General features: G+C 73.0%; 20 protein-coding genes. 12 read left to right on the forward strand and 8 right to left on the reverse strand.

Annotated elements, in window-relative coordinates:
• Window positions 1–16: 16 nt before the first annotated feature.
• Entirely contained in the window at window positions 17–874 is an 858-nt protein-coding gene (locus OG737_RS29285) for an enoyl-CoA hydratase/isomerase family protein (RefSeq protein WP_405677050.1), read from the forward strand.
• 48 nt (window positions 875–922) lie between these two features.
• Here the strand turns inward: OG737_RS29285 and OG737_RS29290 are convergent, their stop codons facing one another.
• Both OG737_RS29290 and OG737_RS29295 read right to left on the reverse strand, forming a co-directional pair.
• Complete coding sequence (locus OG737_RS29290; RefSeq protein ID WP_405922179.1) at window positions 923–1,846, reverse strand: SDR family oxidoreductase; 924 nt, start codon at window positions 1,844–1,846, stop codon at window positions 923–925.
• A gap of 62 nt (window positions 1,847–1,908) precedes the next feature.
• Window positions 1,909–3,030 carry a hypothetical protein gene (locus OG737_RS29295; protein WP_405922180.1) on the reverse strand — a complete coding sequence of 374 codons (1,122 nt, stop codon included), beginning with the start codon at window positions 3,028–3,030 and terminating at the stop codon, window positions 1,909–1,911.
• 316 nt (window positions 3,031–3,346) lie between these two features.
• On the opposite strand from OG737_RS29295, the gene OG737_RS29300 reads away from it, so the two are divergent.
• Genes OG737_RS29300 through OG737_RS29310 form a run of 3 tightly spaced genes read left to right on the forward strand, consistent with a single transcriptional unit; the run spans window position 3,347 to window position 6,620 of the window.
• Window positions 3,347–4,321, forward strand: a complete 975-nt coding sequence (locus tag OG737_RS29300) for an NADPH:quinone oxidoreductase family protein (RefSeq protein ID WP_405922181.1) — start codon at window positions 3,347–3,349, stop codon at window positions 4,319–4,321.
• A complete protein-coding gene (locus OG737_RS29305; protein ID WP_328929218.1) occupies window positions 4,318–5,517 on the forward strand; it encodes an acyl-CoA dehydrogenase family protein in 1,200 nt (399 codons plus the stop codon). Before OG737_RS29300 ends, OG737_RS29305 begins: the two co-directional genes overlap by 4 nt.
• Complete coding sequence (locus OG737_RS29310; RefSeq protein WP_405922182.1) at window positions 5,514–6,620, forward strand: acyl-CoA dehydrogenase family protein; 1,107 nt, start codon at window positions 5,514–5,516, stop codon at window positions 6,618–6,620. The genes OG737_RS29305 and OG737_RS29310 overlap by 4 nt, the downstream gene beginning before the upstream one ends.
• Here the strand turns inward: OG737_RS29310 and OG737_RS29315 are convergent.
• Window positions 6,617–7,093, reverse strand: coding sequence for a hypothetical protein (locus OG737_RS29315; protein WP_405922183.1), 477 nt, complete (start codon window positions 7,091–7,093; stop codon window positions 6,617–6,619). The two genes, OG737_RS29310 and OG737_RS29315, sit on opposite strands and share 4 nt — an antisense overlap.
• Window positions 7,094–7,161: 68 nt before the next feature.
• Here OG737_RS29315 and OG737_RS29320 point away from each other — a divergent pair, with 68 nt between their 5' ends.
• The gene (locus OG737_RS29320) at window positions 7,162–7,425 is read left to right on the forward strand and encodes a hypothetical protein (protein ID WP_405922184.1); all 264 of its coding nucleotides are present in this window, start codon (window positions 7,162–7,164) and stop codon (window positions 7,423–7,425) included.
• 232 nt (window positions 7,426–7,657) lie between these two features.
• Here the strand turns inward: OG737_RS29320 and OG737_RS29325 are convergent, their stop codons facing one another.
• Complete coding sequence (locus tag OG737_RS29325; protein ID WP_328929221.1) at window positions 7,658–8,221, reverse strand: RNA polymerase sigma factor; 564 nt, start codon at window positions 8,219–8,221, stop codon at window positions 7,658–7,660.
• A gap of 141 nt (window positions 8,222–8,362) precedes the next feature.
• Here OG737_RS29325 and OG737_RS29330 point away from each other — a divergent pair, with 141 nt between their 5' ends.
• The 3 genes from OG737_RS29330 to OG737_RS29340 are packed head-to-tail and all read left to right on the forward strand — an operon-like array spanning window position 8,363 to window position 10,189.
• Entirely contained in the window at window positions 8,363–8,893 is a 531-nt protein-coding gene (locus OG737_RS29330) for a GNAT family N-acetyltransferase (protein ID WP_328929222.1), read from the forward strand.
• A 59-nt stretch (window positions 8,894–8,952) separates the two neighbouring features.
• A complete protein-coding gene (locus OG737_RS29335) occupies window positions 8,953–9,315 on the forward strand; it encodes a tyrosinase family oxidase copper chaperone (RefSeq protein ID WP_405677037.1) in 363 nt (120 codons plus the stop codon).
• 16 nt (window positions 9,316–9,331) lie between these two features.
• Window positions 9,332–10,189, forward strand: a complete 858-nt coding sequence (locus tag OG737_RS29340; protein ID WP_328929224.1) for a tyrosinase family protein — start codon at window positions 9,332–9,334, stop codon at window positions 10,187–10,189.
• 76 nt (window positions 10,190–10,265) lie between these two features.
• Here the strand turns inward: OG737_RS29340 and OG737_RS29345 are convergent, their stop codons facing one another.
• Window positions 10,266–10,553 carry a chaplin gene (locus OG737_RS29345; RefSeq protein ID WP_328929225.1) on the reverse strand — a complete coding sequence of 96 codons (288 nt, stop codon included), beginning with the start codon at window positions 10,551–10,553 and terminating at the stop codon, window positions 10,266–10,268.
• Window positions 10,554–10,649: 96 nt separating this feature from the next.
• Window positions 10,650–10,976: a hypothetical protein gene (locus OG737_RS29350; RefSeq protein ID WP_328929226.1), complete on the reverse strand. Its 327-nt coding sequence runs from the start codon at window positions 10,974–10,976 to the stop codon at window positions 10,650–10,652.
• 96 nt (window positions 10,977–11,072) lie between these two features.
• Here OG737_RS29350 and OG737_RS29355 point away from each other — a divergent pair, with 96 nt between their 5' ends.
• On the forward strand, window positions 11,073–12,554 hold the full coding sequence (locus tag OG737_RS29355) for a carboxylesterase/lipase family protein (RefSeq protein ID WP_405922185.1): 1,482 nt from the start codon (window positions 11,073–11,075) through the stop codon (window positions 12,552–12,554).
• Here the strand turns inward: OG737_RS29355 and OG737_RS29360 are convergent.
• Window positions 12,532–13,824, reverse strand: coding sequence for an alpha/beta hydrolase-fold protein (locus OG737_RS29360; RefSeq protein ID WP_328929228.1), 1,293 nt, complete (start codon window positions 13,822–13,824; stop codon window positions 12,532–12,534). The genes OG737_RS29355 and OG737_RS29360 overlap by 23 nt on opposite strands.
• 272 nt (window positions 13,825–14,096) lie before the next feature.
• Between OG737_RS29360 and OG737_RS29365 the strand changes: the two genes are divergently transcribed.
• Genes OG737_RS29365 through OG737_RS29375 form a run of 3 tightly spaced genes read left to right on the forward strand, consistent with a single transcriptional unit; the run spans window position 14,097 to window position 17,347 of the window.
• Complete coding sequence (locus OG737_RS29365) at window positions 14,097–14,981, forward strand: alkaline phosphatase family protein (RefSeq protein WP_328929229.1); 885 nt, start codon at window positions 14,097–14,099, stop codon at window positions 14,979–14,981.
• 2 nt (window positions 14,982–14,983) lie between these two features.
• A complete protein-coding gene (locus OG737_RS29370; RefSeq protein ID WP_328929230.1) occupies window positions 14,984–16,282 on the forward strand; it encodes an MFS transporter in 1,299 nt (432 codons plus the stop codon).
• Between the two features lie 36 nt (window positions 16,283–16,318).
• The gene (locus OG737_RS29375) at window positions 16,319–17,347 is read left to right on the forward strand and encodes a hypothetical protein (RefSeq protein ID WP_328929231.1); all 1,029 of its coding nucleotides are present in this window, start codon (window positions 16,319–16,321) and stop codon (window positions 17,345–17,347) included.
• A 31-nt stretch (window positions 17,348–17,378) separates the two neighbouring features.
• On the opposite strand, the gene OG737_RS29380 is transcribed toward OG737_RS29375, so the two are convergent.
• Entirely contained in the window at window positions 17,379–18,065 is a 687-nt protein-coding gene (locus OG737_RS29380) for a GNAT family protein (protein WP_328929232.1), read from the reverse strand.
• Window positions 18,066–18,141: the final 76 nt, after the last annotated feature.

Raw genomic sequence — 18,141 nt, forward strand, 5'->3', positions numbered from 1 at the left:
ACTGACACTTCGTCAGATGTCAAAGGGGGTGCAGGGCAGGGTGATCGACACCATCGCCACGGACATCGCGGAGGGTGAGGAGCGGATCCGGCTGGAGACGGCGGACGGGATCGCGGTCCTCACCCTGTGCCGGCCGGACAGGCTCAACGGCTGGAGCTGGGAGTCCACCCGCCAGCTGGGCCTGCTGGCCGACCGCGTCCGCTTCGACCCCTCGGTGCGTGCGGTCCTGCTGCGCGCCGAGGGCCGGGCCTTCTGCGCGGGCATCGACGTGACCGCCCCCGGCGGCGCGATCACGGGCGGGTCCGCCGCGGAGCGGACCCGGAACACTTACGAGGGCATCCGCTGGGTCCACGAGCGGTTCGCGGTCCTCTCCCGCCTCCCGCAGCCGGTGGTGGCCGCCGTACAGGGCTACTGCCTCGGCTTCGGCTTCGAGCTGGCGCTGATGGCCGACATCCGGGTGGCGGCCGAGGACGCCGTCTTCGCCCTGCCGGAGGCGCAGCTGGGGGTGGCGGTGGACGCGGGCGGCGACCTGCGCATCGCCCGCGAGGCCGGCGCGGGCTGGGCGAAGTACCTGGCCCTGACCGGCCGGCGGATCGACGCGGCGACGGCAGAGCGCCTGAACCTGGTCCAACTGGTCGTCCCGGCCGCGGAACTGGATTCCGCCGCGCGCACCCTGACGGCGGAGATCGCCGCGAACGCCCCGCTCGCGGTCCAGGGCATCAAACGCGCGGTCGACGCCTACGCGGACGCGGCCCTGCCCGCGGCCCTCGACCGCGTCGCGATGACGGCCGCCCTCACCCTCACCTCGGACGACTGCCGCGAGGGCTACGGGGCCAAGGCGGCCCGCCGCCCACCGCACTTCACCGGCGGCTAAGCGGCCTCGGGGACGTGCCCTACTTCCCCGAGGCCGCTTAGCCCACGCTTAGCCCGGCCTTTGACGTCCGGCGTCGAACGGCCCGCGCCCCAGCTGCTCCCGCACCGGCACGACCTCGGGATTGACCAGCGCCCGGCGCTGCCAGTTCGCGCCGTCGACCACCAGCGTGTGGCCGGTGACGAACCGGGCGTACGGCGAGGCCAGGAAGGTCGCCGCCCAGCCCAGTTCGCGCGGTGCGCCCACCCGCAGGGCGGGCTGGCGCCCGTCCCTGGCGTCGGGCGCGGGCGCGGCCCGCTCCAGACCGCCCCGGATGTCGTCGGTCATGTCGGCGTGCGGGAACAGCCCCGGGACGAGCCCGTTGATCTGGATGCCGTACGGTCCCCACTCGACGGCGAGGGTCTCCACCAGGTTCTTCACGCCGGCCTTGGCGGCCGCGCTGTGGGCGAAGCCCGGCCCGCCCGTCCAGGCGTACGAGGCGCCGATGTTCACGATCGATCCGGGGGTGCCCGCCGCCAGGTGGCGGCGGCCGAATTCGCGGGTCATGAACCAGGTGCCGGTCAGCGTGATGTCGACCACCGACCGCCACGCGTTCGGGGACAGTTCCTCGGCCGGCGAGGGGAAGTTGGCGGCCGCATTGTTGACCAGGACGTCCGGCAGCCCGAGCGCGGCCTGCGACGCGTCGAACACCTCCGCGACCCGCTCGGGGTCCCGGATGTCGCAGACGGCGGCCGTCACCCGGCCCGCGCCGGGTACGGCCGCCAGCTCCTCCCGCGCCGCCTCCAGCTGCTCGGCACGGCGGCTCGCGATCACCAGATCGGCACCGAGCCGCGCGAACTCGGCGGCGATGGCCTTGCCCAGCCCGGTGCCGCCGCCGGTCACGAGGACCACCTGCCCCGCGTACGTACCGGGAGGCAGGGCGGCGGCGCCGAGCGGCGGTGGCGCGGGCAGGCCGCGCCGGGTCTCGTCCGTCATGGTGCATCGATAGCGCGCGGGCGCTCAGATCACCATGCCCGTGACAGTGCCTCCCGCCGGGCCTACCGCTGGGGCAGGTACGCCTGCCTGGTGGCGCAGGTCCAGATCACCGGCTTCAGCTTGCCCTTGGCGTTGACGGCGGCTCCGCCGACCCGGCCGTCGTCGGAGACCGACTCCGCCGCGCTGGCCTGGTTCGCGGCGAGCCGCGGCAGGGCGAGTACCGGACCCGTGCCCGGCCAGAGCTGCGCCTGGTCGGGCAGGGTTTGCTCCTCGGGGTGGAACTTGGCGGTGCCGACGGTGACCTTGGTGGTGGGGCTGATCGCCTCGAAGGTGCCGTACGGGTGGGTGTTCAGCACTCCGGGGGAGGTTCCGACCGCGGTGTACGGCGGCGTCCAGGTCCACGGCTTGTACTGGTACCCGGGCCCGTACCAGTCGTATCCGACGACGTGGCCGCTCTCGTCGAGGTCCTGGACGTAGCTCTCCTGCCCGCTGGGGGCGAGGTACCTGGCCGGTCCGCCGTCACCCGGCCAGATCACCGGGTGGGACCCCGACAGGTGGCCGCCGGTCCCGGGGTCCTCGTAGTCCTGCTTGGCCAGGCCGAGGATGTCGCCCTTGTTGTTGACGGCGGTGACCAGCTCGACGGAGGTTCCCGGGCCGGCTTCCGCCGGCAGGGGCAGCTCGCGGACCTTCTGGCCGTCCTTCCAGACGATGCCGACGCCCGCCCGGTTGCGCGAGACCACGTAGTCGGCGTCGTTGACGTCGGCTTCTCCGTACGCGTAGTCGCTCCCGGGCAGCGGGGTGATCGCCGTGGCGCCCGCCCGGTAGGTGAACACGTAGCCTTCGGCGCCGTGAACGCGGCCCACCATCAGGCCGCTCTTGTTCACGGCGAGCAGCTCGCCCTGCAGGCCGGCCGCGGGCAGCGGAACCTTGTGGAGCGTGGTGCCGGTCCAGTACACGGGCTGCGCGCCGGAGACGCCGACCGACAGCTTGCCCGCGCCGAGGGCGAGGACGCCCTGGTTCTGCGGGTTGCCCGGGTTGTAGACGTCGTCCCCGAGGGAGCCCAGTACCTGGATCCTGGGAGTGCAGGTGGTGGCGGCCGCGGCCGGGCCGGCGGCGGTGACGATGCCTGCCAGGACGATCGCGGCGGCGGCCGAGGCGCCTCGCCTCATGGGTGTGCTGTACATCGCTGAATCCCCCTGTGTGTGCGGTGGCGCAAACGCGCGCCCGCAGCCGTGCCGGCTCCGGGCGCGCGAGATCCCCTGTTGCGTCATATGCCCTGTGACAGCGGCCTGTTGATGTTATCCCCGATGTACCCGGATGTTCCTGTTCACTCGTGGTTCGTGTGTCCGATTTCCGGGAATGTCCGCCCGGTCGCGGGGGCCGTCCGGTCCCGCACGCGTCGGCCCCGGTCCCTGGCCGGTCCGAGGGTTCCCAACAGGGCAAGCGACCGCTTAGTATGCGCGCGGAGCGTGATCCCTCGACGGCGGCTGGAGGCCCCGGATGCAGGCATGGCGAGTACACACACCCGGCGAACCCCGTGAGGCCATGCGCCTCGAAGAGGTTCCGGAACCGGTCCCCGGCGAGGGCGAGGTGAAGCTCCGGGTGCTCGCCGCCAACGTCAACTTCCCCGACGCGCTGCTCGTCCGCGGGCAGTACCAGATCCGCCCGCCCCTGCCCTTCACCCCCGGCGTGGAGATCTGCGGCGAGACCGAGGACGGCCGCCGCGTCATCGCCAACCCGAGCTTGCCGCACGGCGGCTTCGCCGAGTACGTCACCGCGCCCGCGCGCGCCCTGCTCCCCGCCCCGGACACCCTCGACGACGCCGAGGCGGCCGCCCTCCACATCGGCTACCAGACCGGCTGGTTCGGCCTGCACCGCCGCGCCCGCATCCAGCCCGGAGAGACCCTCCTCGTGCACGCCGCCGCCGGCGGGGTCGGTAGCGCCGCCGTCCAGCTCGGCAAGGCCGCAGGGGCCACCGTCATCGGGGTCGTCGGAAGCAAGGCCAAGGCGCGCACCGCCGAGGAGCTCGGCTGCGACCTGGTCATCGACCGCACGGCCGAGGACCTCGTCTCCCGGGTCAAGGAGTTCACCGGCGGGCGCGGCGCCGACGTCGTCTACGACCCGGTCGGCGGCGACTCCTACACCGCCTCCGCCAAATGCGTGGCCTTCGAGGGCCGCATCGTCGTCGTCGGATTCGCGAGCGGCACCATCCCCGCCCCCGCGCTCAACCACGCGCTGGTGAAGAACTACGCCATCCTCGGCCTGCACTGGGGGCTGTACGCCACCAAGGAACCCGCCGCCATCCTCGCCTGCCACGCCGAACTCACCCGGCTCGCCGCCGAGGGCGCCGTGAAACCGCTGGTCAGCGAACGGGTCCCGCTCGCGGAGGCCGCCGACGCCGTGCAGCGCCTCGCCGACGGGAGCACCACCGGCCGCCTGGTCGTCGTACCGGCCCTGGACGGAGGCTCCCGATGACCGGCACGACCGCCACCGCGGACGAACTGCGCGTCCGGGTCCGCGGCCTGCTCGCCGCGCACCCGCCCGCGACCACCCCGCGCACCGACTTCCTGCGCGCCCGCTTCGATGCCGGACTCGCCTGGGTCCACTACCCCGAGGGCCTGGGCGGCCTCGGTGCGCCCCGCTCCCTGCAGACCGTCGTCGACGCCGAGCTGGAGGCCGCCGGAGCCCCCGACAACGACCCGCGGCGGATCGGCATCGGCCTCGGCATGGCCGCGCCGACGATCCTCGCGTACGGCACCGAGGAGCAGAAGCACCGCTTCCTGCGCCCCCTGTGGGCCGGCGAGGAGGTCTGGTGCCAGCTCTTCAGCGAACCCGGCGCGGGCTCCGACCTCGCCGCGCTCGGCACCCGCGCCGTCCTCGACGAGGACACCGGCGAGTGGGTGGTCGACGGCCAGAAGGTGTGGACCTCCAGTGCCCACACCGCCCGCTGGGCCATCCTGATCGCCCGCACCGACCCGGCGCTGCCCAAGCACCAGGGCATCACCTACTTCCTCTGCGACATGCACGCCCCCGGTGTCGAGGTCCGGCCGCTGCGCCAGATCACCGGCGAGGCCGAGTTCAACGAGGTCTTCCTCACGGGCGTCCGGATCCCCGACGGCCACCGCCTCGGGGCCGTCGGCGAGGGCTGGGCGGTCGCCCGCACCACGCTGATGAACGAGCGCGTCTCCATCGGCGGCATGCGCATCCCGCGCGAGGGCGGCATGATCGCAACCGTGGCCGCCGCCTGGCGCGAACGCCCCGAACTGCGCACCCACGCCCTCCACCAGCGGCTGCTGGAGCTGTGGGTCGAGGCCGAGGTCGCCCGCCTCACCGGCGAACGGCTGCGCCAGCAGCTCGCCGTCGGCCAGCCCGGTCCCGAGGGATCCGGGATGAAGCTCACCTTCGCCCGCCTCAACCAGGAGATCAGCGGACTGGAGGTCGAACTCCTCGCCGAAGAGGGCCTGTCGTACGAGGACTGGACCATGCGCCGCCCCGAACTGGTCGATTTCACCGGCCGCGACGCCGGCTACCGCTACCTGCGCGCCAAGGGCAACAGCATCGAGGGCGGCACCAGCGAAATCCTCCTGAACATCGTCGCCGAACGCGTACTCGGCCTGCCCCCCGAGCCGCGCGACGACAAGGACCTGGCCTGGAAGGACCTCGCCCGATGACTGCACCGATGGGTCTCCTCTACTCCGAGACCGAGGAAGAACTCCGCGCCGCCGTACGGTCGCTCCTCGCCGCCCGCTGCGACCCGAAGAGCGTCCTCGCCCGGATCGAGACCGACCGGCCCCACGACCCCGAGCTGTGGCAGACCCTCGCCTCCGGGATCGGCGCGGCCGGGCTCCTCGTACCCGAGAAGCTCGGCGGCCAGGGCGCGGGCCACCGCGAGGCGGCCGTGGTCCTGGAGGAGCTGGGCCGGGCCGTGGCCCCGCTCCCGTACCTGACGAGCGCCGTGCTCGCGACGGAGATCCTGCTCGGCTGCGACTCCGGGGACGTCGCCCCGCTGCTGCGGGAGCTCGCCTCCGGGCGGCAGGTCTGCGTACCGGCCGTGCCGCTGACCCTCGCCCCCGGCGGCCCCCTGCCGGCCGCCGTCCGGGACGTCGGCGACGGGACCCTCACCGGTACCGTCACCTCCGTCGCGGACGTCGTGGCGGCCGACGTGCTGCTGGTCCTCGCCGACACCGGGCTGTACGCCGTCCCGGCCGCCTCGGCGGTGCTGACCCCGCAGGTCCCGCTGGACCTGACGCGCCCGCTCGCCACCGTCACCCTCGACGCGGCCGCCGGCACCCGGCTCGCCGACCCGGCCACCGCCCGGGCGGCCATCGCCGGAGCCCTGCTCTCGGGGGCCGGTCTGCTCGCCTCCGAGCAGCTCGGGATCGCTGAGTGGTGCCTGACGGAGACCGTCCGACACACCGGGGTCCGCCACCAGTTCAACCGCCCCGTCGGCTCCTTCCAGGCCCTCAAGCACCGCCTCGCGCGGCTCTGGCTCGACGTCGCCTCGGCCCGTGCGGCGGCCAGGGCCGCGGCCGACGCCCTCGCCACCGCGTCCCCCGACGCGCCCCTCACGGTCGCCGTCGCCCAGGCCTACTGCGCGGGCGTGGCCGTCCGGGCCGCCGAGGAGTGCGTCCAGCTCCACGGCGGCATCGGCATGACCTGGGAACACCCGGCCCACCTCTACCTCAAGCGGGCCAAGGCCGACTCGCTCGCGCTCGGTACGGCGGGCCACCACCGCGGCCTGGTCGCGGACTTCGCGGAACTCCCGGCGCCTTAGGGGGCGTCCGGGGTACTCGGGCCGGCCGGCCGGGTCGGGCGGGTACCCGTCCCCATCTCCCGGTACGCGGGGATGCTCCGCATGGGGCCGGCCGACAGGATCGTCTCGCGCTGGGCGAGCTTTCCGTCGTGCCGGCCGCCGAGGTAGTGGGTGGTCGTCTCCAGCAGCCCGCCCTTCTTGGGGTCGATCACCAACCGGATTCTTGAGTTCCGGGTGTCCACCTCGACGGCGGTTCCGGCCCGGCCCGTGCTGTCCGTCGCAGGTCCGACCAGCCGCAGCCCCGGCATGTCCGCGAGGACCTCGTACACCGCGGCCCGCTGCCGTGGCTCGAGGGGCGCGTACGAGAGCAGGTTGCCCAAGCTGAACACGTAGTCCGCGCCCGGTTCGGCCTGGCTGCTGGACCAGGGGCCTCCGGGGAAGAACTCCTCCAGGAGCACCTTCAGCGCCGTGGCGTCCGTGGGAAGCCGCTTCACCTCCTCCCAGGCCGACACCCCCGGGGCGGGCGACGGACATCATCCACTGGTACTGCTTCGCGGGGGTCTTGACGATCTCCCCGTCGGCTCCGTCCTGGAAGAACAGGGAGTCGGGCCCCACCCACGTGCTGGAGTCGCGGACCTGCGGCGTCTCGGAGTATCCGAGCTGGGGAATATCAGGATGTCCCCACACGGTCCGTACGGCGCGGGTCCGCCAGTACGGCGCGTCCGTGGCGGCGCCCCTGGCCTCCGTCGCGGCGACCTGCCGCAGGAAGTCCGCGGCGGTGGCGGTGGCCGCAGGCGGGGAACCCCGCAGGCTGCTGACCGGGTAGACGCTCACGCCCGCCGCGATCGCGGCTATCGCCGCGGCCGAGACCAGGAGCCTGCGGGTGCGCAGCCGGCGCGGCGCCGCGACGGGCACGGTTTCGCCCTTCTCGGAGGCGGCGGCCGCCCGCACGGCCAGCAGGGCGGCCTCCACGACCGCGGTGCCCGGCGCGACCACCTCGCCGGCCGCGCGCAGCCGGTCGGCGTCGGGGAAGTCCAGGAAGTCCGTCGTACGGTCGGTCATGCCATCTCTCCAGCCAGATGAAGGGGCTTCGGGGAGTCGAGGGCGGCCGTCAGGCGGCCGCGGGCGCGGTGGAGCCGCGAACGGGCCGTTCCGGCCGGGATGCCGACCACGTCCGCCGCCTCGGTGGGCGTCAGCTGCTCCCACGCGACGAGCAGCAGCAGATCGCGCTCCACCGCCGGGAGTCCGGCGAGCGTCTCGCGCAGTTGCGGTGCCAGGGCCGCGGCGTCCAGCCGCCGGTCCACGGCGTGCCAGGGATCGCTACTGTCCGGCTCGTGCCGATGCGCCTCGGGCCGGTCCTGCGCGAGACGCCGCCAGTGACCCGACAGAACGTTCCGTGCCACGCCGAACAGCCAGGCCCTGGCCGTGCCCCGGCCGGCGTCGAATCCGCCGCGCCCGGCGAAGGCCTGCAGCCACACCTCGGCCAGCAGGTCGTCCGCTGCGTCAGGCGCCCTGCGCGCCAGGTAGCCGTGCAGGCTCGCCGACTGCCGTACGACCAGTGCCTCGAAGGCCTCCGGCTCCCGGGCCGATCTGGTCAGCAGTTCCTCTTCGTCCGCGTTCACACGCGCTCGCCTCCCCGGCCGCGTGTCGTAGCGGCCTCACCCTGTACTTGTCGCCGCGCGCGCGAGCGTTCGCGTCCCCGTCCGCGACCAGCGCCTGCCCCGCCCACGGCGCGCCGGCGCCTGATCCCTATGCTCGGCCGCATGACGGCCGCCATCACTCCGCTCACCGCCACGCAACTGCGCGCCCACCGCGACGAACTCGCCGCTCTGCTCCTCGACGTGGTCGCCGACGGCTCCTCCCTCGGCTTCCTCGCCGGCTTCGACCACGCGGGCGCCGCCGCCTGGTGGGACTCGCTGCTGCCCGCCGTCGAGGAGGGCTCCCTGGCCCTGTGGGTCTCCCGCACCGGCGGCGACGGCCGCATCGACGGCACCGTCAGCTGGCACCGGGAGTCCAAGCCCAACGGCCGCCACCGCGCCGAGCTGCGCAAACTCATGGTCCACCCGGCCGCCCGCGGCCGCGGCACCGCCCGCGCCCTGCTCGCCGAGGCCGAGGCGGCCGCCGCCCGCGCCGGCGTGGTGCTGCTGTTCCTGGACACGGAGACGGGCAGCGGCGCCGAGAACGTCTACCGGCGAGCGGGCTGGACGGAGGTCGGCACCATCCCCGACTACGCCACCGACCCGGACGGCCGCCTGCACCCCACCACGCTCTTCTACAAGCACCCTCAAGGGTGACCTCGCCCGCCGCGCGGCGTTAGACCCGTAGTCGCCGGCCACCTAGCGAGGGAGACCGAATGTCCGCAACAGCCGCCGCCCTGCCCACCCGCCGCTCGTTGCTTCGTACGGCCTTCACCGCGGCCGTGCTCGCCGGTACGGCCGCGGTCCTGGCTCCCGTGGTGCGCGCCCGCCGCCCCCGGCAGACCCTCACGCCGGCCCCGCTCGCGGAGGAGACGTACCGGGGCCGGCACATCGCCGTCGACCGGGCGGGGATCCGCATCGACGGGCGCCCGCTGCACGTCATGCGCCGGGCCGACGGCAGTTACCTCAGCGGGGTCAACCACTTCGAGTCCTTCGGGACGCCGCTGGAACTGGCCCGCGCGGCCGTCGACGAACTGGGTACGGCCCAGCTGGCGGCCGCCGCCCCGCACCACGGCTGACGGGAGGAGCCCCGCGTTGTACACCCGGCAGAACCAGAGGAACCTCACCAGCGCCCAGAAGAAGCGGTTCACGGCCGCCGTTCTGGAGCTCAAGCGCAACGGCGTCTACGACGCCTTCGTGCGCACCCACGACAAGTACTTCGTGCCCGACCGCGACCGCAAGCTCCGCGTCGGGCACATGTCCCCTTCCTTCTTCCCGTGGCACCGGCGCTACCTGCTGGAGTTCGAGAAGCAGCTGCAGGAGGTCGACCCGGGCGTGTCCATCCCGTACTGGGACTGGACCACCGACACGAGCCCGGTCTCCTCCCTGTGGGCGGACGATTTCCTCGGCGGCACCGGCCGGGTGAGCGACCGCAAGGTGATGACCGGACCGTTCGCCTACGACAAGGGCAACTGGACCGTGACGGTGGGCGTCACGGAGTCCGCCTTCCTCACCCGCAACCTCGGCCGGCCGCAGAACCCGATCGCCCTGCCCACCCCGGCCGAACTCCAGTGGGCGATCGACGACCCGGTCTACGACATCTCGCCCTGGAACTCCACCGTCGACGGCTTCCGCAACAAGCTGGAGGGCTGGGCCGCCCCCAAGAGCGAGCGCTGGCGCAACCACAACAAGGTCCACCAGTGGATCGGCGGCCACATGACCGGCGGCACGGCGCCCAACGACCCGGCCTTCTGGCTGCACCACGCCTTCGTGGACCTGATCTGGGACCGCTGGCAGCAGAAGCACCCGAGCTCCGGCTACCTGCCCGCCGTACCGCCCGCCTACGGAGACCCGCAGCGCGGCCGGGTGATCGCCCTCGACGAGCCGATGCCGCCGTGGAACATCACCCCCGGCGAGATGGTGGGCCACCAAGGCCTCTACCGCTACGAATGACACGGGAAAGGGCCCCCGCCCAGGCGGGGGCCCTTCGGCCGATCACACGATCAGGCGGTCAGACGATCCGGGGGGATCAGTGACCGTAGTCGCCGCCCTCGGTGTGGTGCTTCTCCTCGTGGCCCGACGCGTTGACGCAGGTGTTGCCGAACGCCGGGTTCAGCAGAGCGATCACGTTCACGGTGTTGCCGCAGACGTTGACCGGGACGTGCACCGGAACCTGGAGCAGGTTGCCCGACAGGACACCGGGGGAGCCGACCGCCGCACCGTGCGCTCCGGCATCGGCGACGGCCAGACCCGCACCGGTGGCCATGGCGCTACCGGCGACAGCGGTGATGGCGATTGCCTTCGCGATACGCGACATCAAGAGATCTCCTCGTGAGATATGGGCGCCGCAGAATCTGCGGCATTTGACATGGCATACAACGCCGCGACGGCCGAGGGGTCACGGCCGCTGCGCCTACCTGGTGATCGAGAAACGCGCGGAGGCGAAATACTGCCGCACCTGGGCGACCGCGCCGGGCCGCAGGACCGCGACCGCCGGGCCCGCGCACCGCGGCTCGCGGTAGAGGGTCACCGTCCGCCGGGTCCCGTTGGTGACCGCCCGGGCGCCGCCGCCCTCCGCCTCGACGCAGCCCTCGGGGTCGCCGAGCGCGTGGACCCGGTCGTCCTGGCCGACGTACTGGAAGTCCGGTCCGTCGGCCGCATGGGCCGGGGCGGCCGCGGTGAGCGTGGCGGCCGCCAGCAGCAGGGCGGGCATGGTGTGGTGGATACGCAGGGATCGCATGTCCGTCCAACCGGGCCGGGCGCGGACACGGTCACGCCTTGTCACCCGTTGGACGGCTGTGCGACCGTGCGCCGAGCACCGGACCAGGAGGACGAGATGAGCGCAGCGGGCGGCGGCAGCGGTACCGGCGGCCGACCCCGGGCCAGGACCGCGTACGGCGTGGTCGAGGGCCGGACCGGGCCGGGCGGGACCGCCGTCTTCCGGGGCATCCCCTACGCGGCCCCTCCCGTCGGCGCCCTGCGCTTCGCGGCGCCCGCGCCCCCGGAGGCATGGGACGGCGTCCGCGACGCCGGCGCGTTCGGGCCCACCGCGCCCAAGGTGCCCTACCCGCCTAAGTTCGCGGCCCTGCTGCCCGACCCCGAGATCGCCGGGGACGACTGCCTGAACGTCAACGTGTGGACCCCCGACCCGGCTCCCGGGGCCGGGCTGCCCGTCATGGTGTGGGTCCACGGCGGGGCGCTCACCCGGGGCTCCTCGGCCGTCCCCGTCTACGAGGGCTCCGCCTTCGCCCGTGACGGGGTCGTGCTCGTCTCCTTCAACTACCGGCTCGGCGTCCTCGGCTACGGACTCTTCCCCGACGCGCCCGTCAACCGGGGCCTGCTGGACCAGATCGCCGCGCTGGAGTGGGTCCGGGACAGCATCGGGGCCTTCGGCGGCGATCCCTCCCGCGTCACCGTGTTCGGCGAGTCCGCGGGAGCCATCAGCATCGGCTCCCTGCTCGCCGCCCCCCGGGCCGCCGGGCTCTTCTGCCGGGCGGTCCTGCAGAGCGGGGCCCCCGAGGCGCTGTCCCGCGACCGGGTGCGGGCCATGGTCCGGCGGATGGCCTCGCTGCTGAAGACGGCCGCCACCGCCGAGGCCTTCGGCGCCACCGCCCTGCCCACCCTGCTGGCCGCCCAGGCGGCCGTCCTGCGCAGATCCAGCCCCCTGGCCGGCGGCCCCGCCTTCGGCCTGGTCACCGACCCGGACACGCTTCCCGCCGACCCGCTCGACGTCGCGTGCCGGTCCGGCGTACCGCTGCTGATGGGGTGGACCACCGAGGAGTACCGGCTCTGGCTCGCCCCGACCGGCGCCATGCGGCTGCTGGACCGGCTGGGCCCGCTCGCCGTGGAGCTGGCCCGGTTCCGCAGCGGCAAGGACCGGGCCGCCGTCAGTGCGCTGCGCGCCGTCCTGCCCGGTGCCGGACCAGCCGATCTCGCGGGCCAGCTGCTCACCGACCGGTTGCTGCGCGACCCGCTGCGCAGGCTCGCCGGGACGCGACGGACGGCGCCGAGCTTCCTCTACGAGTTCGCGTGGCCCTCGGGCGTCCCTGGCCTCGGTGCCTGCCACGCCCTGGAGCTGGGCTTCGTCTTCGACACGCTCGACGTGTCGGAGGCGTCCTGGCTGGCCGGGCCCGACACCCCGCAGGCCCTGGCCGACGAGATGCACGCGGCCTGGGTGCGCTTCGCGGTGCACGGGGAACCGGGCTGGGCGCCCTGGAACGGCAACGGCCCGCCGAGGGTGTTCGGCGGGCCGGAGCTCAGGGAATCCGAGTTCAAGGAGGCGGAGGTGTCGCCGGTTACTCGACGGGTCCTTCCATGACCTTGCTGATGAACTGGATCGGCCCCTCACCCATGTTCGGGACATAGGTCTTGGCGTTGTGCTGGCCGCCCTTGATGATCCTCAGGTCGGTGTGGACCGGCCCCTTGTTCCCGAAGGTGGCGATGAACTTCTGCACGTCCGGCAGGGTCTTCTTGTTGTTCTCGCTGTCTCCGACCTGGAAGGCGAGGTAGACGTCCGGCCCCTTGCGATCGATGAGCTGCTTCGCCAGGATCTCGGGGTTGTTCTCGGCCTTCTCCTTATCGTGGCCCTTCCACAGCGAGGAGTCCGGGACGATGTCGGGGCCGGAGGCGATCACGGCCTTGAACTTGTCCGGGTGCTTCAGGACGGCCTTCAGGCCGGCGAAGCCGCCGGTGGAGGAGCCCATGAAGGCCCAGCCGTCACGGGACTTGACCGTGCGGAAGTTCGCCTTCATCAGGTCGGGGACGTCCTCGGTCAGCCAGGTGCCCATCTTGGGCTGGTCGGGGATGTCGGAGCCGTCCCAGTAGATGCCCTTGTCGTCCGGCGCCGGGTTGAGCACGGGCATGGCCAGGATGAAGGGCTTGCTCTTCCCCTCCGTGTACCACTTGGCGATGCTGGTCTGGAGGCCCAGGTCGGTGCCCATCCAGTAGTTGCTCGGGTATCCGGCGCCGCCCGGCAGGGCGATCATGACCGGGAAGCCGCTCTTGGCGAACTTCGGGTCGTTGTACTCCTTGGGCGCCCAGACCCATACCTTGCCCTTGAAGCCGGACTTCTTGCCGTCCAGCGTCGTGACGGCGACGTGGGTCCCGTCGGGCAGGGTCATCGAGTTCTTGAACTCGGACTGGGGTCCGGTGGGCATGAGCATCTTGGAGTTCGCCGGCTGCTGCGCGGCGTCCTTCTTCTTGCCGTCACCGCCGCCGGGCGTCTGCCCGAAGGACACCGCGGAGCCCTTGTCGGTGAACGGGGGTATCTCGAAGTGGTACATCACGCCCGCCGCTATGCCCGCGAGCGCGAGAACGGAGACGCCCGCGATCACCCAGCGCCGGGCCCGGGACTTGCGCCGGGGCTCGTACTGCGGCTCCTGCCCGTAGGGCTCCTGCGGCTCGAACTGCTCCTGCCCGTAAGGCTGCCGGGGCTGGCCGTAGGGCTGCCCGCCATGGGGCTCCTGCGGTGCGTACGACTGCTGTCCGTACTGCCGCCGTCCGTACTGGTCGCCGTAGGGCTGCTGCGGGTTCTGCCCTTCCGGCCGGTACGGCGGCTGGTACTGCTGCCCGTCGGGTGCGTACGACATGTGCGGTGGCTCTCCGGCTGGTGCTGCCCCGAGGGGCGGTGGTCTGGCGGCTTGGTTCTTCCGTTCGAAAGATGAACGAAAGCATGCCAGGGTTCCGGATTTTTCCTTCTCTTGGGGTGCTTTAGGGAAGGCCGTTGCCCGACGCCGGAAGGGCCCGCCGAGTTCCGGTTCTGTTCGCCGAGCGTCCCTGGCCCATGCACATGCCCCTGGGTATGGTGCCTGCGCGCCGCCCCCAGAACCCCCACATCCGCCCGGAGGTACTCGTGTTTGGCATGACCCCGCCACTGTCCCGTCGTGGGACCGCCCTCGCCACCGCATTCGGCATCACCGCCGCCGCCGCCGCGGCCCTGTGGGCGGGCATCGGCGCCGCCCAGCCCGCGCACGCGGCCGCGCTGCCCGCCCCCGACCACGTCGTCGTCGTGGTCTTCGAGAACCACGCCTACAGCCAGGTCATCGGCAGCTCCAGCGCCCCGTACATCAACTCGCTGAAGGCCGGGGGAGCCAACCTCACCCAGTCCTACGGCATCACCCACCCGAGCCAGCCCAACTACCTGCAGCTGTTCTCGGGCTCGAACCAGGGCGTGACCGGCGACAGCTGTTACACCCCCGGCTTCAGCTCCGCGCCCAACCTCGCCTCCGAGCTGATAGCCGCGGGCAAGAGCTGGGCCAGCTACAACGAGACCCTCCCCAGCCAGGGCTCCACCACCTGCTCCAGCGGCAACTACGCCCGCAAGCACAACCCCTGGTTCGCCTTCTCCAACGTGCCCACCAGCACCGCGAAGACGATGACCCAGTTCCCGACGGACTTCACCACCCTGCCCAAGGTGTCCTTCGTCGTTCCGAACCTGTGCAACGACATGCACGACTGCTCCGTCGGCACGGGCGACACCTGGCTCAAGAACAACCTCAAGGCGTACGCGGACTGGGCCAAGACCCACAACAGCCTCCTCGTCGTCACCTTCGACGAGGACAACCGGCTCGCCGGGAACAAGATCCCGACCGTGCTCTACGGCCAGCCCGTGACCCCGGGCAGCACGTCGGGCACCACCTACAACCACTACGACATGCTGCGCACCCTGGAGGGCCTGGCCGGCCTGACCACCCATGCCGGGAACGCGGCCGGCGCCAAGGACATCACGGGGATCTGGGCTTCCTGACCATGTACGTTGCGGACAGTCGCGGCACCCCCGCGCCCGCCGTGACCCCCGAGCCGCAGGCCGTCGCCCCGGGCACCAGCCCGGGGCGGCGCGCCGCGCTCGCGCCCACGGTGCTCGCCCTCGGCACGGTCAGCCTGATCACCGACATCTCCTCCGAGATGGTCGCCGCCGTGCTCCCGCTCTACCTCGTCGCCGGACTCGGGCTCTCCCCGCTCGGATTCGGCCTGCTCGACGGCCTCTACAACGGGGTCGGCGCGCTGGTCCGGCTCGCCGGCGGCCACCTCGGCGACCGCTTCGGCCGCCACAAGGCCCTCGCCGGAATCGGCTACGCCCTCTCCGCCCTGTGCAAGCCGCTGCTGCTGCTCGCGCACACCCTGCCCGCCATCGGGGCCGTCCTCGCCCTCGACCGCACCGGCAAAGGCCTGCGCACCGCGCCGCGCGACGCGCTGATCTCCCTCGCCGCCGCCCCCGAGCACCGCGGCCGGGCCTTCGGCGTGCACCGGGCGATGGATACCGCGGGCGCCCTGATCGGCCCGGTCCTCGCCTTCCTCATCCTGCGCGGGGCCGCCGACGGCTACGACGCCGTCTTCACCGTCAGCGCCTGCGTCGCCGCCCTCGGGGTCCTCGTCCTCGTACTCTTCGTCCCCGGCCGCCCCGCCCGGGCCCGGCCCGCCGCGGGCGCCGCGGGCACCGAAGACACCGACGCCGGCGCCGACGACCGTGTCTCGCTCAGCGCCTCGCTCGGGCTGCTGCGCGGCCGCGACCTGCGCCGGACCGGTCTGTGCGCGCTGCTGCTCGGCCTGTGCACGGTCAGCGACGGCTTCGTCTTCCTGCTGCTCCAGCGCGCCACCGGGATCGCCGACCGCTGGTTCGCCCTGCTGCCGCTGGGTACCGCCGCCGCCTTCTTCCTCCTCGCCCTGCCACTCGGGCGGCTCGCCGACCGGATCGGCCGACGGCGCGTCTTCCTCGGCGGTCACCTCGCGCTGCTGCTCGCGTACGGGCTGCTCCTCACCGGCGGCCACCCCTGGCTGCCCTACGCGGTGCTCGTGCTGCACGGCGGCTTCTACGCCGCCACCGACGGGGTGCTGATGGCCGCGGCCGCCGCGGCCGTGCCCGAGGAGCACCGAGGCGGCGGCCTCGCCCTCGTCCAGACCGGCCAGGCCCTCGCCCGCTTCGCCGCCGCCCTCGGCTTCGGTGCCGCCTGGACCTTCTGGGGTCCGCGCCCCGCGCTCGCCGCCGCGGCCCTCCTGCTTGCCGCCGCCGTCGGCGTGTGCGTCCGGCTGCGCCCCGCCGCCGACTGATCCCCACCGTGTGAGAGACACGAGAGAAAGGCCCCCATGACCCTCCAGCGCCGGATCCTGATCCTCGCAGCCTTCGTCGTCCTGCTCGCCGCCGTGGCCGTGCACTCCTTCGTGCGGGCCTCCTCCCGGGCCGACGAGAAGAACCAGCCGCAGGCGGGCGGCCCGCAGATCACCCGGGGCGCGGTCTCCCTGGCCCCGGCCGGGGGCGGCCCGCGGATCGTGTTCCGGAACATGGCCTGGGGCCCGCACCGAGACGAACTCGCCACGGTCCCGGCCGCAGCGCCCGAGGGGGCCCGTACCGCGTCCGGGGTGAGCTGCCTGCGCTTCCACGCCGCAGCCGGCACCGGAATCTGCCTCCAGGCAGACAAGAGCGGGGTCCAGGACGGCTACCGGGCCGTGGTCCTCGACTCCGGCCTCAAAGAGGTCTCCGCGCACGCGCTGGCCGGCATCCCCACCCGCGCCCGGGTCTCGACCGGCGGCCACCTCGCCGCCTGGACCGTCTTCGTCGGCGGTGACAGCTACGCCGGTACGAACTTCTCCACGCGGACCTCGGTGCTCGATCTGCGTACCGGCAGGTTCGACGCCTCGCTGGAGGACTTCACGATCCTCAAGGACGGCAAGCCGTACCGCAGCGCCGACGTGAACTTCTGGGGGGTCACCTTCGCCGCCGACGAGCGGACCTTCTACGCGACGCTGGCCACGGAAGGCCGCACCCACCTGGTCCGCGGGGACCTGACCGGGCGGACCGTGACCACCCTGCGCGAGAACGTCGAGTGTCCCTCCTTGTCGCCGGACGGGACCCGGGTGGTGTTCAAGAAGCGGGTGCCGGACCTGCCGGCCGAGGCGCCGTGGCGGCTGTACGCGCTGGACCTGGCCTCCGGGGCGGAAACCCCCCTCGCGGAGGAGCGCAGCGTGGACGACCAGGTGGTGTGGACGGACGACCGGACCGTCGTCTACTCCCTGCCGGGGGACTTCGGCGCCGACTTGTACTCCGTACCGGCCGACGGGAGCGGAGCCCCCGCCCGGCTCATGGCTTCGGCCCTCGCCCCGGCCCTCCTCGGATGAGGAAGGCGGGGGCGAGGGCGTCGAAGGACCGTTACGCCGGGATCAGCGTCTTGCGGCGCCGCTTGCGCTGCGCGCCGGCCGACAGCCTCAGCTCGATGATCGACCGCACGGTCGGCCACTCCTCGTCGAGGATCGAGTAGAAGGCAGTACTGCGGACCGCGCCGTCGAGCCCCCGCGAATGAGCCCGGCGGACCCCCTCGCAGGTGAAGCCGAGACGTTCCATCGCGGCCCGCGAGCGCCCGTTGCGGGCGTCCGCGCGCAGCGAGATGCGCCGGACGCCCCAGGTCTCGAAGGCATGGCGGAGCAGCAGCAGCTTCGCCTCGGTGTTGATGCCGGTTCCCTGGGCGCTCGGGGACAGCCAGGTATTGCCGATCTCGGCGGCATCGGGGATCGCCGTCGCCGGATCGCCGAACGGGACGCCGGGCACGGCGGGCCACACGAGGGGCCCCTGCCAGTAGTCGAGTTCCAGGAACCGGGTCGAACCGACGACCCGCCCGTCGGTGGCTCTCACCACCGCGAACGGGACCGATCGACCCGCCGCCTGATCGGCGAGGGCACGGTCGATGTACTCGTGGGACGCCTGCACGCCGTGGGGTACGGGAGTGAAGGCGTAAGTCGTACGATCCTCGGCCCCGGCCAGGGCCAGAGCCTCGGTGTGGTGGGGGGCGAGGGGCTCGAGCCGCACGGAGCGGCCGGCGAGGAGTACGGGTACGGGCACGGAGCCTTCGGTCCTTCTGGGCGGTGGGGTGGTTGCACAGTCTGCGTCCCTGACGTCGCCCCCCGTGCAAAACACG

This window comes from Streptomyces sp. NBC_00122, assembly GCF_045160845.1.
Taxonomy (GTDB): Bacteria; Actinomycetota; Actinomycetes; order Streptomycetales; family Streptomycetaceae; genus Streptomyces.